14 protein-coding genes and 1 pseudogene are annotated in these 14,070 nt (G+C 72.0%); 6 read left to right on the forward strand and 9 right to left on the reverse strand.

Annotation, left to right across the window (positions count from 1 at the left end; genetic code table 11):
- Nucleotides 1-507 precede the first annotated feature (507 nt).
- Nucleotides 508-1,917 carry a family 2B encapsulin nanocompartment shell protein gene (locus ABD794_RS12930; protein ID WP_344961745.1) on the forward strand — a complete coding sequence of 470 codons (1,410 nt, stop codon included), beginning with the start codon at nucleotides 508-510 and terminating at the stop codon, nucleotides 1,915-1,917.
- A 98-nt stretch (nucleotides 1,918-2,015) separates the two neighbouring features.
- Complete coding sequence (locus ABD794_RS12935; RefSeq protein WP_344961747.1) at nucleotides 2,016-2,888, forward strand: geranyl diphosphate 2-C-methyltransferase; 873 nt, start codon at nucleotides 2,016-2,018, stop codon at nucleotides 2,886-2,888.
- Here the strand turns inward: ABD794_RS12935 and ABD794_RS12940 are convergent.
- The gene (locus tag ABD794_RS12940; RefSeq protein ID WP_344961749.1) at nucleotides 2,858-3,760 is read right to left on the reverse strand and encodes a sigma-70 family RNA polymerase sigma factor; all 903 of its coding nucleotides are present in this window, start codon (nucleotides 3,758-3,760) and stop codon (nucleotides 2,858-2,860) included. The two genes, ABD794_RS12935 and ABD794_RS12940, sit on opposite strands and share 31 nt — an antisense overlap.
- A gap of 82 nt (nucleotides 3,761-3,842) precedes the next feature.
- Here ABD794_RS12940 and ABD794_RS12945 point away from each other — a divergent pair, with 82 nt between their 5' ends.
- On the forward strand, nucleotides 3,843-4,613 hold the full coding sequence (locus ABD794_RS12945) for an SDR family oxidoreductase (RefSeq protein ID WP_344961751.1): 771 nt from the start codon (nucleotides 3,843-3,845) through the stop codon (nucleotides 4,611-4,613).
- Nucleotides 4,614-4,620: 7 nt separating this feature from the next.
- Here the strand turns inward: ABD794_RS12945 and ABD794_RS12950 are convergent, their stop codons facing one another.
- Complete coding sequence (locus tag ABD794_RS12950; protein ID WP_344961752.1) at nucleotides 4,621-5,223, reverse strand: helix-turn-helix domain-containing protein; 603 nt, start codon at nucleotides 5,221-5,223, stop codon at nucleotides 4,621-4,623.
- Nucleotides 5,224-5,314: 91 nt separating this feature from the next.
- Here ABD794_RS12950 and ABD794_RS12955 point away from each other — a divergent pair, with 91 nt between their 5' ends.
- From ABD794_RS12955 to ABD794_RS12965, 3 genes are all read left to right on the forward strand, one after another.
- Nucleotides 5,315-6,262 (forward strand): NAD(P)/FAD-dependent oxidoreductase, encoded by a 948-nt coding sequence (locus ABD794_RS12955; protein WP_344961753.1) that lies wholly within the window; start codon nucleotides 5,315-5,317, stop codon nucleotides 6,260-6,262.
- Between the two features lie 158 nt (nucleotides 6,263-6,420).
- Nucleotides 6,421-6,750, forward strand: a complete 330-nt coding sequence (trxA, locus tag ABD794_RS12960) for a thioredoxin (RefSeq protein WP_344961755.1) — start codon at nucleotides 6,421-6,423, stop codon at nucleotides 6,748-6,750.
- Between the two features lie 34 nt (nucleotides 6,751-6,784).
- Nucleotides 6,785-7,669 (forward strand): class I SAM-dependent methyltransferase, encoded by an 885-nt coding sequence (locus ABD794_RS12965; protein ID WP_344961756.1) that lies wholly within the window; start codon nucleotides 6,785-6,787, stop codon nucleotides 7,667-7,669.
- Nucleotides 7,670-7,755: 86 nt separating this feature from the next.
- Here the strand turns inward: ABD794_RS12965 and ABD794_RS12970 are convergent, their stop codons facing one another.
- The 7 genes and pseudogenes from ABD794_RS12970 to ABD794_RS13000 form a co-directional block, all read right to left on the reverse strand.
- On the reverse strand, nucleotides 7,756-8,220 hold the full coding sequence (locus ABD794_RS12970; RefSeq protein WP_344961758.1) for a group II truncated hemoglobin: 465 nt from the start codon (nucleotides 8,218-8,220) through the stop codon (nucleotides 7,756-7,758).
- A gap of 32 nt (nucleotides 8,221-8,252) precedes the next feature.
- A complete protein-coding gene (locus tag ABD794_RS12975; RefSeq protein ID WP_344961759.1) occupies nucleotides 8,253-9,131 on the reverse strand; it encodes a GNAT family N-acetyltransferase in 879 nt (292 codons plus the stop codon).
- A 47-nt stretch (nucleotides 9,132-9,178) separates the two neighbouring features.
- Entirely contained in the window at nucleotides 9,179-10,321 is a 1,143-nt protein-coding gene (locus tag ABD794_RS12980) for an acyl-CoA dehydrogenase family protein (RefSeq protein WP_344961761.1), read from the reverse strand.
- A gap of 2 nt (nucleotides 10,322-10,323) precedes the next feature.
- Nucleotides 10,324-11,052, reverse strand: a complete 729-nt coding sequence (locus ABD794_RS12985) for a thioesterase II family protein (RefSeq protein WP_344961772.1) — start codon at nucleotides 11,050-11,052, stop codon at nucleotides 10,324-10,326.
- Nucleotides 11,052-11,465, reverse strand: a complete 414-nt coding sequence (locus ABD794_RS12990) for a GMC oxidoreductase (RefSeq protein ID WP_344963238.1) — start codon at nucleotides 11,463-11,465, stop codon at nucleotides 11,052-11,054. Before ABD794_RS12990 ends, ABD794_RS12985 begins: the two co-directional genes overlap by 1 nt.
- Before the next feature lie 295 nt (nucleotides 11,466-11,760).
- Nucleotides 11,761-12,336: pseudogene (locus tag ABD794_RS12995) on the reverse strand (GMC family oxidoreductase N-terminal domain-containing protein); the annotation flags it as partial.
- Between the two features lie 847 nt (nucleotides 12,337-13,183).
- On the reverse strand, nucleotides 13,184-13,420 hold the full coding sequence (locus ABD794_RS13000; protein ID WP_344963235.1) for a hypothetical protein: 237 nt from the start codon (nucleotides 13,418-13,420) through the stop codon (nucleotides 13,184-13,186).
- Between the last annotated feature and the right edge of the window lie 650 nt (nucleotides 13,421-14,070).

Here is a 14,070-nt window from a genome sequence, read left to right on the forward strand (position 1 = left end):
CTTCGCGCCCTTTGTCGAGGTGGCTGATAATGCTCGGTGGGTCGCCGCGGGTGCGGGATGCGTCTGATAAAGGCGCGCTCTCGCTGCGAGGCACGAGAAACGTGAGGAGGGAGCGGCGTTCGCCGGCCGCTTCGCCTATGGGCCGTCCCCCGGCCGCCGAGGCGGTTTTCACGCCAACCTTTGACCGATCACGCCCGCCACGAGGAGGCGCAGTTCGATTTTATTCACCGGCCCGTTGGACAGGGTCCGGCGGCGCGTGTGCGCGGCGCGGACGCTCCGGGCCGCTGGTGCGCATGAGGGACAAGTGGTCTACGGGCGCAAGGACTTGTGCGAGTGGCGGGAATGGGCCGCCTGACCCTGTCACCGCCCTCGACCAACATCGTTACGCACTGCTTGACTTGCGCGCCGACAGCCTCGCGCAGCCGCTCGCCTGGGACCGGGCCTCCGTACGTCACGTCGCACCGTGGTGCACCGCACGTACCGACGCCTCCCCGGAAAGGACCCGGAATGACCACAGTGACGCCGGAGCAGCCCGAACAGTCCGCCGCACAAGCCCAGTTGAGCCTGGGAATCGAAGCTGCACGCAACCTCACGACCACCACCAAGACCGTTCCGCAGATGCAGGGCATCAGCTCGCGCAAGCTGCTGCGCACCCTGCCCTGGACGGAAGTGAGCGGCGGTACGTACCGGGTCAACCGACGTCTGACGTACACCGTCGGCGACGGCCGGGTGACCTTCGTCCAGGAGGGGGCGGCCGTCCGCGTCATCCCCGCCGAGCTGGGTGAACTCCCGCTGCTGCGCGGCTTCGAGGACCCCGACGCGCTGCGCGCGCTCGCCGGTCGCTTCGAGCAGCGCGAGTTCGAACCCGGCCAGGTGATCGCGGAGGCGGGGCGGCCCGCCGACCACATCTACCTGATCGCCCACGGCAAGGTGGAACGGATCGGGACCGGCCAGTACGGCGAGGAGACCCGGCTGGGCCTGGTCACCGACGGAGGGTTCTTCGGAGGCCAGGTCGTCGGGGAGGAGCCGGGCGCGTGGCAGTTCACCGCGCGCGCGGTGACCTCCGTCATCCTGCTGGCCCTGCCCCGCCCTTCGTACGAGGAGGTCGCGGGGCAGCACGAGCCCCTGCGGGCCCACGTCCAGCGGCGCGAGGCCGAGGGCGACCTGCCCCGGAACCGGCGCGGCGAGGCCGACATCGCGCTCACCTCCGGGCATACGGGCGAGCCCGTGCTGTCGGGCACCTTCGTGGACTACGAGCTCTCGCCGCGCGAGTACCAGCTGAGCGTCGCCCAGACCGTCCTGCGCGTCCACAGCCGGGTCGCGGACCTCTACAACGACCCGATGAACCAGGTCGAGCAGCAACTCCGCCTCACCATCGAGGCGCTGCGCGAGCGCCAGGAGGACGAACTGGTCAACAACCGCGAGTTCGGCCTGCTGCACAACGCGGACCACGGCCAGCGGATCTCCACCCACTCCGGTCCGCCCACCCCGGACGACCTGGACGAGCTGCTGACCATGCGGCGCTCCACCAAGGCGTTCTACGCCCACCCGAAGGCCATCGCCGCCTTCGGCCGCGAGTGCAACAAGCGCGGACTCGCCCTCGGCGAGGCCGAGTACAACGGCCATCGCGGGATCTCCTGGCGGGGCGTGCCGATCTTCTCGTGCGGCAAGCTCCGGATCTCGGACGAGGGCACGACCTCGATCCTCGCGATGCGCCTCGGGGACGAGGACGAGGGGGTGGTCGGTCTGCGGCAGACCGGCATCCCGGACGAGTACGAGCCCGGTCTCAACGTCCGCTTCATGGGCATCAACGAGCAGGCGATCATCTCCTACCTCGTCAGCACCTACTTCTCGACGGCGGTCCTCGTGCCCGACGCGCTCGGCGTCCTGGAGAACGTGCAGGTCGCCCCGGCCTGACGGGCCGGGCCCCGGCGCCCCGCGGTCGGCCCGCACGACGGGGCCGCCCGCCACAAGACCGCCCGATCCACGTGAACTACGTTTCGAGGAGCACAGCCATGACCACCGTCACCACCCCCGTGACCACCGTCACCAGCCCTGTTCTGCGTACTGCGTACCAGAAGTCGGTGGCCGAGTACTGGAACAACGAGAAGGACCCGGTCAATCTGCGGCTGGGTGATGTCGATGGTCTCTACCACCATCACTACGGGCTGGGGGATTACGACCCGTCCGTGCTCGACGGTGACGAGGCGACGCGGGACGCGCGGATCGTCGAGGAGCTGCACCGGCTGGAGTCCGCGCAGGCCGACGTCCTCCTCGATCATCTCGGGCCCGTCGCACCCGGTCAGCGGTTGCTGGACGCCGGGTGCGGGCGTGGCGGGTCGAGCATCATGGCGAACGCGCGGTTCGGGTGCCGGGTCGACGGCGTGTCCATCTCCCAGGCGCAGGTCGACTTCGCCAACGAGCAGGCCCGCAAGCGCGGTGTCGACGACCGGGTGCGGTACCACTTCCGCAACATGCTCGACACCGGCCTGCCCACGGGGGAGTTCCAGGGCATCTGGAACAACGAGTCGACCATGTACGTCGACCTGGACGAGCTCTTCGCCGAGCACGCCCGCCAGCTCGCCTTCGGCGGCCGCTACGTCGTCATCACCGGCTGCTCCAACGACGTCACCGGCGGCCGCTCCAAGGCCGTGAGCCGCATCGACGAGCACTACACCTGCAACATCCACCCCCGCAGCGCCTACTTCAAGGCCATGGCCGCCAACGGCCTCGTCCCCATGACCGTCCTCGACCTCACCCCCACCGCCATCCCCTACTGGGAACTCCGCGCCCGCTCCTCCCTCGCCACCGGCGTCGAGGACCCCTTCCTCACCGCCTACCGCGAAGGCAGCTTCCACTACCTCCTCATCGCCGCCGACCGCATCTGACCATCGGCGTCCAGTGACCGCAGCCGGTCGGTGTCCGCCAGGATGTCGATGGTCGTGATCCGTCCGTCCGTGACGGTGAACGCCATGACGGACACCGGCCGGCCGTTGGCGACGACGGCCACGCCGGCCGTGCCGTGGACGAGGACGGGCCGGGCGAACGGGATGAGCCGGGCGAAGGTGAGGGCCCGCGAGGCCACCGTGCGGGCGCCGTTGAGGACCGTGGTGAAGCGGGAGCCCGCCCCGGCGTCGGCGCGGAGGACGACGTCGGGGTCCAGGACGGCGACGAGGGCGTCGAAGTCGCCGTCGTGGGCGGCCGCGAAGAAGGCGTCGACGGCCACGCGCTGCCGTGTCAGGTCGGGGTCCGGGGCCGGGGCCCCGTCCCGGACGCGGCGGCGGGCGCGGCTGGCGAGCTGACGGGTCGCGGCCGGGGTCTTGTCGATCAGCGGGGCTATCTCGTCGAAGGACACGGCGAACAGGTCGTGCAGGACGAACGCGACGCGCTCGGCCGGGGACATGGTCTCCAGGACGACGAGCAGGGCCAGGCCCACGGAGTCGGCCAGCAGGGCCCGCTGCTCCGGGTCGGCGCCGGACGTCTCGGGGCCGATCAGCGGGTCCGGGACGTGGACCTCCAGCGGGTCCTCGCGCCGGGTCTCGCGCGAGCGGAGCATGTTGAGGCAGACGCGGGCCACCACCGTCGTCAGCCAGCCGCCCGGGTTCTCCACGGCCTCCGCGTCGGTGCGGTCGAGCCGCAGCCAGGTCTCCTGGACGGCGTCGTCGGCCTCGCTCACCGAGCCGAGCATCCGGTAGGCGATCGCCCTCAGCCGGGGCCGCTCCTCTTCGAACCGCTCGGTGGTCAGAATTCGTTGGTGCACGGTTGTCACATTCCTCAAGTGCCGCGGGTCATGTCAGCAGAGGCCGTTCGAGAACGGCCCGGGACGAACCCTAGGAGAAGCGATGTCGACAACCATCCTGGTCACCGGCGGTACGGGCACCCTGGGCCGGCACGTCGTCCCGCTCCTGCGGGCCGCCGGCCGCGAGGTGCGGGTGCTCAGCCGGCGCGGGGGCGTGCCGGCGGACGGCGTCGAGTATGTCGCCTGCGACCTGCTCACGGGGGAGGGGATCGACGCGGCGCTGGCCGGGGTCGGCACCGTTCTCCACCTCGCGGGCGGGCCCAAGGGGGACGACGTCGCGACCCTCAACCTGGCGCGGGCCGCGGCCTCGGCGGGCGTGGAGCACCTGGTGTACATCTCGGTCATCGGCGCCGACCGGATCCCGCTGGGGTACTTCCGCGCCAAGCGGGACGCGGAGCGGGCCGTCGAGGAGTCGGGCGTGCCGTGGACGACGCTGCGGGCGGCGCAGTTCCACGACCTGGCGCTGACCGTGGCCGAGAAGATGGCCAAGCTGCCGGTCGTGCCGGCGCCGGGCGGCCTGCGGTGGCAGCCGGTGGACGCGCGGGACGTGGCGGCGCGGCTGGTGGAACTGGCCCTGGGCGAGCCGGCGGGCCGGGTGCGCGACCTGGCGGGCCCGACGCTGTACGGGCTGCACGAGCTGGCCCTCGACCACCTGCACGCCCGCGGCAAGCGCCGCCCGACCCTCCCGGTCCCCATGCCCGGCAAGGTCGGCCGCTCGTACCGGGCGGGCGAGAACCTGACGCTGGACGACGTGGACACGGGCGGACGGACGTGGGAGGCGTTCCTGGCGGAGCGGGTGGGGACGCGCGCGTAGGGGCCCGTCACGCCGTGGCCTCCTTCGCCGCGGGCACCGGCTTCGCCCGGACGTGCATCCGCTCGCCCTGCCGGCCGAAGAGGCTGAGGAGTTCGACCGGGCCCTCCCCCGTGCTGCCGAACCAGTGCGGGAGGCGGGTGTCGAACTCGGCGGCCTCGCCGGGGCCGAGGACGATGTCGTGGTCGGCGAGGATCAGCCGGGCCTTGCCGGCGAGGACGAAGAACCACTCGTAGCCCTCGTGGGTGCACAGCTCAGGTGTGCTCAGCGCGGGCGGGATGATCACCTTGAAGGTCTGGAGGGGGCCGGGCTGGCGGGTGAGCGGGATGACCGTCTTGCCCGCCACGTGCTTGGAGCTCAGGCGGATGCGGGGGTCGCCGACCTCGGGGGCGCCGACCAGTTCGTCGAGGGGCACCTGGTGCGCCTGGGAGATCGGGAGCAGGAGCTCCAGGCTGGGCCGGCGCTGGCCGGACTCCAGGCGGGAGAGGGTGCTCTTGGAGATCCCGGTGGCTTCGGAGAGCGTCGACAGCGTCACACCGCGCTGTATGCGCAGCCGCTTCAGACGGGGGCCGACCTCGGTCAGGGCTCGGGTGATGGCATCGGAGATCTCCATTCCGTCATTGCACACCCGGCGTTCCTAAAACGGCAACAAAAATTGCCACCTCCGGGTGACGGTCGCAGGCTGACCTGCGGAGGTGATCGCAGTGAGCGACACGAGCAAGGACACGTACGACGTCGTGGTGATCGGCGGCGGCGCCGCGGGGCTGAACACCGCGCTGCTGCTGGGCCGTTCGCGCCGCAAGGTGGCCGTGGTCGACGGCGGGAAGCCGCGCAACGCCCCGGCCGAGCAGATGATGGGCTACCTCTCCCGGGACGGGATGTCCCCCGCGGCCCTGCTGGAGGTGGGCCGCAAGGAGGTCGCCGGTTACGGCGTGGACCTGATCGACGCTCAGGTGGAGAGCGTCGAGAAGGGGTTCGTCGTCCAGCTGGCCGGCGGGGCGGCGCTCAAGGCCCGGCACGTCGTCGTGGCCACCGGCCTGCGCGACGAGCTGCCGGAGATCCCGGGCGTGCGCGAGCGCTGGGGCCGGGACCTGCTGCACTGCCCGTACTGCCACGGCTACGAGGTGCGCGACCAGCCCTTCGGCGTGCTCGGCACCCACCCCAACGCGGTCAACCACGCGCTGCTGCTGCGCCAGTGGTCGGACGACGTCGTCTTCTTCCCGCACACCATGCAGATCACCGACGAGGACCGCGAGAAGCTCGCCGCCCGCCGCATCCGGATAGCCGAGGGCGAGGTCAAGTGGCTGGTCGTCGAGGACGACCGGCTGCGCGGTGTCGAGCTGTCCGAGGGGCGCGTGGTGCCCCGCGAGGCCGTGTTCGTCTTCCCGCGCATGGTGCCCAACGACGCCCTGCTGGACGGACTGGGCTGCGACAAGGACGCCATGGGCTTCGTGGTCACCGACGGTGCCGGCCGCACCAGCGTGCCCGGCATCTGGGCGGTGGGCAACGTCGCCGACCCGCGCGCCCAGGTCGTCACCGCGGCCGGCCAGGGCTCCGCCGCCGGTTTCGCCCTCAACCACGACCTCCTCGCCGACGACATCGCCCGCGACCTGGAGGACTACCGCAACCCGGCCGAGCCCCTCGTCCGCTAGCGCGTCCGGATTTCCCGGAAGCGTCTTCCGGCTCCGGCGAAGCGCCCCGCCTCGTACCCGCTGTCCGAACCGGGGACCGGCGGAGATCCGTCGGCCGCACCTGATCACGCTCACCTCATCACCTCCCCCGTACAACCCCCGTACAAGGAGAACCACCCATGGCCAAGCCCGTGGACGCCCTCACCGAGGACGCCTTCCCCACCCGCGTCCTTGAGGCCACCACGCCCGTACTCATCCAGTTCTGGGCCCCCTGGTGCGCGCCCTGCCGGATGATGACCCCCATCATCGAGCAGCTCTCCGAGGAGCAGCAGGGCCACCTGGACGTCGTCAAGGTCAACGTGGACGACGAGCCCTCGCTCGCGATCCAGCACGGCGTCTCGTCGATCCCCGCCTTCATCGTCTACGCCGACGGCGAGCGCAAGGAGCAGTGGGTGGGCGCCTCCCCCAAGCCCGTCCTCGAGCGGACTCTCGCCGCCTACCTCCGCTGATCCCCGCCCGCCCCGCCCGGAACAGGAACAGCCCATGAACCCACACCACTCCGGGGACGTCGACCACGACGCCCCGGCCGCCCAGCTGGAGCGCGAGGCCGAGCTGCACATCTCCTCCCTGGAGGAGACGGTGGAGTGGCTGCGGGGGCTGGTCTGCGCCGGGGACGGCGTGGACGAGGCGGTCGGCCGCGTCCTGGACGTCGGCTGCGGGCCGGGGATCGGCACCTGTCTGCTCGCCCGGGCCTTCCCCCGGGCCGAGATCCTGGCCGTGGACCGGGACCCCGCCGTGCTGGAGCGGGTCCGGCTGCGCGCCGCGCGCCGGCACCTGGCGAGCCGGGTGACCGCCCGACGGGCCGAGCTGCCCGGCGAGTTCGAGGCGCTCGGCGCGGCGGACGTGATCTGGGCGGGCCACCTCGTCCACCACCTCGGCGACCAGCAGGCGGCGCTGGACGCCCTCGCCGCCCGGCTGCGGCGCGGCGGGGTGCTGGCGGTGGCCGAGCGCGGGCTGCCCCCGCGCTTCCTGCCCCGCGACATCGGCATGGGCCGCCCGGGCCTCCAGGCCCGGCTGGAGGCCGCCGACGAGGACTGGTTCACCGCCATGCGCGGGGACCTGCCCGGCGCGTCCGCCACCGTCGAGGACTGGCCCGCGATGCTCGCGCGGGCCGGGCTCATCCCGACCGGGACCCGGACGTTCCTCACCGACCTGCCGACCCCGCTGGGCCTGCCGGCCCGTGAGCACCTGCACGGCCATCTCACGCGGCTGCGCGAGCGGGTCGGCGACCGGCTGGACGCCGAGGACCGTGCGGTGCTGGAGCGCCTGGTGGACGGCGACGCCTGCACGGGCATCCTGTGGCGCCCGGACGCCTTCTATCTGAGCGCCACCACCGTCCACACCGCCAGAGCCTGTTCCCGGGACTGACCGTCCCCCCGTCCGGCCGGTCCCGGGAACACCGTGGGGCCCGGCACGCGATGAGCGTGCCGGGCCCCTCTTTCCTGTGCCGCCGGTCAGTCGGAGCCGGGGGCGGCCTCGCCCCAGCCCCAGATCTTGATGGTCTCGCGGCTGCCGAGCTCGGCGTCCTTCTGCGAGTTGGCCATCGCGCGCCGCGAGCCGAACTCGATGTAGGCGTTGAACGCGGAGCGGAACTCCGCGTCCTGGGGCAGCTCGACCTCGTCGGCCGCCTGCCGCATCAGCTCGACCCAGCGGTTGCGCTGCTCCGGCTTGATCTGCCGGCCGATGTGCCGGGAGAGCATGCGCGGGTAACCGCCGTGCTCGTCCGTGTACTTGGCCGGGCCGCCGAAGACCTCGCCGAGGAACGTCGCCACGTGCTGCGGGTGGTCGTCGGTCATCCGCGCGAAGAGCGGGGCGAGGATCTCGTCCTTGCGCACCTTCGCGTAGAACGCCTCGGTGAGCTTCTCCAGGACCTCGGCGCCCCCCATCCACTCGTACATGGTCGGAGTGGAGTCCGCCATCGTGCACCTCCTGAGTTCAAGTGTCGCGTCGGTCAGCCGAGTTCGAGCGTGGTGGTCGCGTACGCCTGGCCGGCGCGGCTCCAGGGAACCTCGCCGGTGTACATCCGGACGGTGCGGAACCGCTCGGTGAGACCCCGGGCCCGGACGAGTCCGGCGCCCGCCGTCTGCGGCTCGGGCATGTCGAGGGAGAGCCCCGCCCCCGGGCCGAGGTCGGCGGTGAGGGTGTCGAGGAGCGCCTCGGCGTCCTCGGGGGTGTCGGCGAAGAGCGGGCCGATCCGGTGGCCCTCCCGGGCCGGGCGGATCACCCCGTATCCGGTGACCGCGCCGTTCCGCACCCTCGCGTGCCCCACGTGCCCGGGGGCCGTGAGCCAGCGGCGTACGAAGTCGCCGCGGTCGGCGGGGCACCAGTCGCGGTCGTAGGCGGCGACCGCGTCCAGGTGGCCGGGGCCGATCCGTACGGTGCCCTCGGCCGGGCGGCCCGGGCGGGTGAGGACACCGCCGTAGCGGACGGTGTCCCAGACGGCCCGGAAGCCGTGCTTCTCGTAGTTGGTGCGCTGGGGCAGGGCGGCGTCCAGGCCGATGACCCGGTTGCCCGCGTGGGGGAACGCCACCTCCCAGGTCGCCAGGCCCAGCCCCTGCCCGCGCAGGTCGGGGTGGACCAGGTAGTGCCCCATGAACGCATAGGTGTCGGAGTAGTTGACGACCGAGATCGCCGCGACCGGGGTCGTGCCGAGGCGGGCGAGGAAGAAGCCGTCCGGGTCGGTGGCGTGGAAGCAGGCCACATCGCTGAGGCCGACGTTCCACCCCTCGCCGTTGGCCCACTCCTCCACGTGCCGCCACTCCTCCAGTGTGGCGACCGAGACGGTGAGCCCGTCGGTACCCGCGTGCAGGGATTCGCCGGGGTGGTTCATGCGGGGGGTACGTCCCTTCCGTTGCTGATCAGGTGCCGAAGGAGCGCTCACAGCCCGAGCGAGCGGCCGATCAGTTCCTTCATGATTTCCGTGGTGCCGCCGTAGATCGTCTGGACCCGGCTGTTGGCCCACTCGCGGGAGATCGGGCTCTCCTTCAAGTAGCCGTAGCCGCCGTACAGTTGCAGGCAGCGGTTGGCGACCTCGACCTGGAGCTCGGTGGTCCACCACTTGGCCTTGGCCGCGTCGGCCACCGTCAGGCGCCCGGCGTTGAGCTCGGTGACGCAGTGGTTGAGGAAGACCCGGGCGATGCTGATCTCGGTGTCCAGGGTGGCGAGCTGGAAGCGGTTGTGCTGGAAGCTCCCGATGGCCTGCCCGAACGCCTGCCGGCCGCGGGCGTACTCCAGGGTGTCGGCCAGCATCTTCTCGGCCGCGGCGACCGCCACCGTGGCGATGCTGAGCCGCTCGCGCGGGAGTCCGGCCATCAGATAGGCCATCCCCACGTTCTCCTTGCCGATCAGGTTGCCGGCCGGCACCCGGCAGTCGTCGAAGAACAGCTCGCAGGTGTCGCTGGCCGTCCAGCCCAGCTTCTCCATGCGCCGGCCGCGGGTGAACCCGGGGGTGTCCCGCTCGACGACGATCAGGCTGATGCCCTGGCCGCCGCGCTGGGGCGCGGTCTTGGCCGCCACGACGACGACGTCGGCGTTCTCGCCGTTGGTGATGAAGGTCTTCTGCCCGTTGAGGACGTAGAAGTCCCCGTCGCGCACCGCCGTGGTACGGATGTCGGCGACGTTGGACCCGGCGTCCGGCTCGCTCATCGCGATGGCCGCGATCAGCTCGCCGGCGCACAGCCCGGGCAGCCAGCGCTTGCGCTGCTCGGGCGTCGTCCGGCCGGACAGGTAGGTGGCGATGACGTCGTTGTGGGCGACGAAGCCGGGCGCGGTGACGCGGGCCCGGATCAACTCCTCGGAGAGGACGGCCGGATAGCGGAAGTCGGTCTCCCCGCCGCCGCCGTACTCGGTGGGCACGCCGATGCCCAGCAGTCCGGCGGCCCCGGCCTTCGTCCACAGCTCGCGGCCGATGATGCCGTCCCGCTCCCACTGGTCGTGGTACGGGATGGCCTCGCGGGCCAGGAACGTGCGGCACATCTGCCGGAAGTCCTCGTGCTGCGCCTCGTACACGGTGGTCTGCATGTCTAGCGCTCCCCTTCGCCGATGTCCTCGCCCACGATCGCCATGACCGCCGCCGGGTCCTGGACGGCGGCGAAGTGGCCGCCGTCGATCTCCACCCGGCGGGCGTCGGCATCGCTGTGCCCGCCCCACTGCCACATCTGCCCGGGCGTCACATAGGCGTCGTCCCGTGCCGCGATCAGCGTGAGGGGGAAGCCGACGCGCAGGCCGGCGGCCTCCCTCGGGAACTGCCGCCGCACGACGTAGTCCTCGCGCATCAGCCGCACCAGGAAGGCGCTCATCGCACCGTTGGACAGCAGCTCGGACGCCGTCCCGCCGTCCGCGGCGATCTTCTCCAGCAGTTGTCCGTCGCTGAGCGCGTCCGTGTCGTCGGGCTTCTGCAGCCCCGGCGGGAGCGCCGCCGAGAGGAAGGCGCGCACCGGCGCCTCCCCCAGGACGCGCTCCGTCTCGGCGGCCACGGCCAGGCTCAGCGTCGCGCCGAAGCTGTGCCCGAAGGTGGCCCAGCGGACGCCCGGGTCCGTGGCCCGGGCGCCGCGCAGATCGTCGGCCACGTACCGGGCCGTCGACTCCACGAGCTCGTGGAAGTCGTCGGTCCGGGTCTCCCTCCTGCGGGTCCCGCGGCCCGGCTGGTCCACGGGGACGACGGTCAACCGGTCGTTCTCCAGGGCCTTCCAGGGCCGGTACGCCACCGAGGTGGCGCCGGCGTGCGGGAAGCAGTAAAGCCGCGTGCTCATTACTTCGCGCTCCCGGCGATCCGCTCGGCCAGCATGATGGTGGTCAGGTTGGTCGGCACGCTGGGCATCGACGGGAAGACGGACGCGTCGACGACGCGCAGGTTCTCCGTGCCGTGCACCCGGCCCTCCTGGTCCACGACGGCCATCGGGTCGCTCGCGGGGCCCATCCGGGACGAACCGGCCGCGTGCCAGCCGGGGTTCATGATGTTCCTGACCCCGCTGCGCAGGATGCGGTCGTTGGCCACCATCTTGTCGGTCCAGAACTGGGTCTCCTCGAAGCGGTCGGCGAGCGCCGGGCTCCGCAGGATGCTCCAGGCCTTGCGGACGCCGTGGCAGAGCCGGTCCACGTCCTCCTCGACGGTGCCCAGGCCCAGTTCGATGACGGGCTTGGCGTGCGGGTCGGCGTCCTCCAGGAAGACCCGGCCCGCGCGAGGCGGGGCGGAGCAGCATCACCGAGACGCCCACCACCAGGGGCCAGTCCAGCCGGTTCTCGAAGCCCGGCACCGTGGAGCTCTCGACGTTGTTGAGCAGGCCGACCTGGATGTCCGTGTCGTCGTCGAAGCCGCTGGACATGCGGGACGCGACGGTCCGCCAGGGCAGGCCCGCCGTGCACACGCCCGGCTTGGGCTTCGACCAGATGACGACGGAGGGGTGGTCGACGAGGTTCTCGCCGACGCCCGGCAGGTCCACGACGGGCGCGACGCCCAGGGACTCGGTCAGCCCGGCGGCGGCGACGCCGGAGCGCATCAGGACGACCGGGGTGCCGACCGCGCCCGCGCTGAGGACGACGTCGCCGGCGCGGACCGTCGTCAACTCGCCGTCCGCGAGCAGCTCGACGCCGACCGCGCGGTTGCCCTCGAAGAGGACCCGGGTGACCTTGGTGCCGGTGCGGATCTCCAGGTTGGGCAGGTGCCGGGCGGTGGAGAGGTAGGTGGTGGCGGTGTCCATCCGCTCGCCGTCCACGGCGTTGCTGGGGATGACGCCGACGCCGGCCTCCCGGCCGCCGTTGAGGTCGTCCAGCTCGGGCAGGCCGAGCGCGACGCACTCGTTCCAGAACGCCGTGTCGATCTCGTGCAGTCCTTCGCGCGCGACCCGGCGGATGGGCACCGGGCCGCCGTCGCCGTGGAGTTCGGCGGGCATGCCCGGGTCGGACTCGATCTCCCGGTAGTACGGGAGGACGTGCTCCCAGGACCACTCGGGGTTGCCGAGGCGGACCCACTCCGCGAAGTCGCGGGGCAGGCCGCGCAGGGCGATGGCGCCGTTGACGGCCGAGCCGCCGCCCATGACCTTGCCCAGCTGGTAGGGGAAGCGGCCCCACAGCCCGCGGGATCTAGCCGCGGCGGCCTCGGCGACCCGGGCGCGCCCCTCGGGGCCGGCGGCCACCAGGTCCTCCAGGCGGCTGCTGCCGCGCGAAGGTTGGCCAGGTAGTCCCAGTTGTAGTCGCGCAGGATGAGCCGGCTGGCGTCGGCGAGCGGGTGGGTCTTCTCCCGGCGGGGACGGCTGGTCGCCGCCGGCTTCCCAGGAGGAGCAGGCCGCGCCGCCGGCCGTCGGCGGCGAGGCGGGTGGCGGTGACTGTGCCGCGGAGCCGCCGCCGACGCCATCACGTAGTCCCAGGTGGCGTCGGTCATGCCGCTGGCCCCCTGGAGAGAGACGATGATCTCGGCGAAGTCCGCGATGGTCGAGTTCATGAACAGGCCCTCGATGATCTCCTGTTCGGCGGAGGCGTCGATGCCGAACTCGGTGCGGAGGTGGCCGATGATCCCCACCGCGGCATGCAGCGAGTCGCCGCCGACGTCGAAGAACCCGTCCTCGATGCCGAAGTCGCCGTGGCCAACTGCTCGGCCCACACGGCGAGGAGCCGCTCCTCGATGTCGGTTGCGCGGCGAGACGCGGCCGTCCGTGTCCCTCTCGCTCCTGCCACGGTGTGGGCAGGGCGCCCTGGTCGACCTTGCGCGTTGGGGGTCAGCCGGCACGGCGTCCGAGGGGGATGTACTGGGTGGGCACCATGTAGCTGGACAGTGCCCCCGCCAGCGTCTCGCGTGAGCGCGGGCCGGGTCGAGCGCGGGCCCGTCGGGCACGAGGTACGCGGCGAGCTGGCGCTGGCCGTGTGCGCGGGGTGGGCCGGTGCGGGTCACCAGGGCCTGGCGGGACGCCCTCCTGGCGCAGCAGGGTGCTCGATCTCGCCGAGCTCGACCCGGTAGCCGTTGATCTTCACCTGGAAGTCGGTGCGGCCGCAGGATCTCGATGTTCCCGCGGTCTGGTAGCGGCCCAGGTCGCACGGTGCGGTTAGAGCCGTTCGCGCGGTGGCGGGGTGGGTGATGATACGTTCCGCCGTGCGGACCGGGTCGCCAGTAGCCTGCGGCGACACCCCGTGCCGCCCGATGTAGAGCTCTCGGTCACCCCGTGGGGCACGGTTCCAGCCACTCGTTGAGGACGTGGAAGGACTGGTTGGCCAGCGGCTTGCCGTAGGGCGATGCTCGACCAGTCGGCCGAGACCTCGCCGATCGGGTAGTGGATCGACCAGATCGAGCCCTCCGTGGCACCGCCGAGGCTGATCGCCTGAGGTTCGGGAGGTGCTCGCGGAGCGGACGGGCAGGTCCAGCGGGATCCCAGTCGCCGCTGAGCAGGGCGAGGCGCAGGCTCGCCCCGCTGTCGGGGCGGCCTCGGTCAGCGTCTCGACCACACATGCGCATCGGCGCGGGCACGCTGTCCCAGACGGTGACCCCGTACGGTCGATCAACTCGGTCCAGTGCGCGGGGTCGTTGGCGCGCTTGGGCTCGGGGACGACGATCGCGCCGCCCGCGCCGAGGATGCCGAAGATGCTCGTACACCGACAGGCTCTGCAAGCCAGGTGGGGCCAGCGCCAGCACGCGTCGAGCGCCGAGGCCACGCCGAACCGGCCGTTCGATGGCCTGGACAGGGTGTTGGAGGCGTTTCCGTGTCGAGAGATCACCTGTCAACGCACATTCGGGCTCCACCCGGTATATCACACAGCTCAGTCCTGAGGATGAATTGTGG

The organism is Streptomyces thioluteus (assembly GCF_039535865.1).

Excerpts from the sequence above, each read along its gene's own strand:
- ABD794_RS12930 (WP_344961745.1), top strand. The coding sequence starts at position 508 with ATGACCACAGTGACGCCGGAGCAGCCCGAACAGTCCGCCGCACAAGCC.
- ABD794_RS12980 (WP_344961761.1), bottom strand. The coding sequence starts at position 10,321 with ATGCAGACCACCGTGTACGAGGCGCAGCACGAGGACTTCCGGCAGATG.
- ABD794_RS12965 (WP_344961756.1), top strand. The coding sequence starts at position 6,785 with ATGAACCCACACCACTCCGGGGACGTCGACCACGACGCCCCGGCCGCC.
- ABD794_RS12975 (WP_344961759.1), bottom strand. The coding sequence starts at position 9,131 with ATGAACCACCCCGGCGAATCCCTGCACGCGGGTACCGACGGGCTCACC.
- ABD794_RS12985 (WP_344961772.1), bottom strand. The coding sequence starts at position 11,052 with ATGAGCACGCGGCTTTACTGCTTCCCGCACGCCGGCGCCACCTCGGTG.
- trxA (WP_344961755.1), top strand. The coding sequence starts at position 6,421 with ATGGCCAAGCCCGTGGACGCCCTCACCGAGGACGCCTTCCCCACCCGC.
- ABD794_RS12945 (WP_344961751.1), top strand. The coding sequence starts at position 3,843 with ATGTCGACAACCATCCTGGTCACCGGCGGTACGGGCACCCTGGGCCGG.
- ABD794_RS12950 (WP_344961752.1), bottom strand. The coding sequence starts at position 5,223 with ATGGAGATCTCCGATGCCATCACCCGAGCCCTGACCGAGGTCGGCCCC.
- ABD794_RS12935 (WP_344961747.1), top strand. The coding sequence starts at position 2,016 with ATGACCACCGTCACCACCCCCGTGACCACCGTCACCAGCCCTGTTCTG.
- ABD794_RS12970 (WP_344961758.1), bottom strand. The coding sequence starts at position 8,220 with ATGGCGGACTCCACTCCGACCATGTACGAGTGGATGGGGGGCGCCGAG.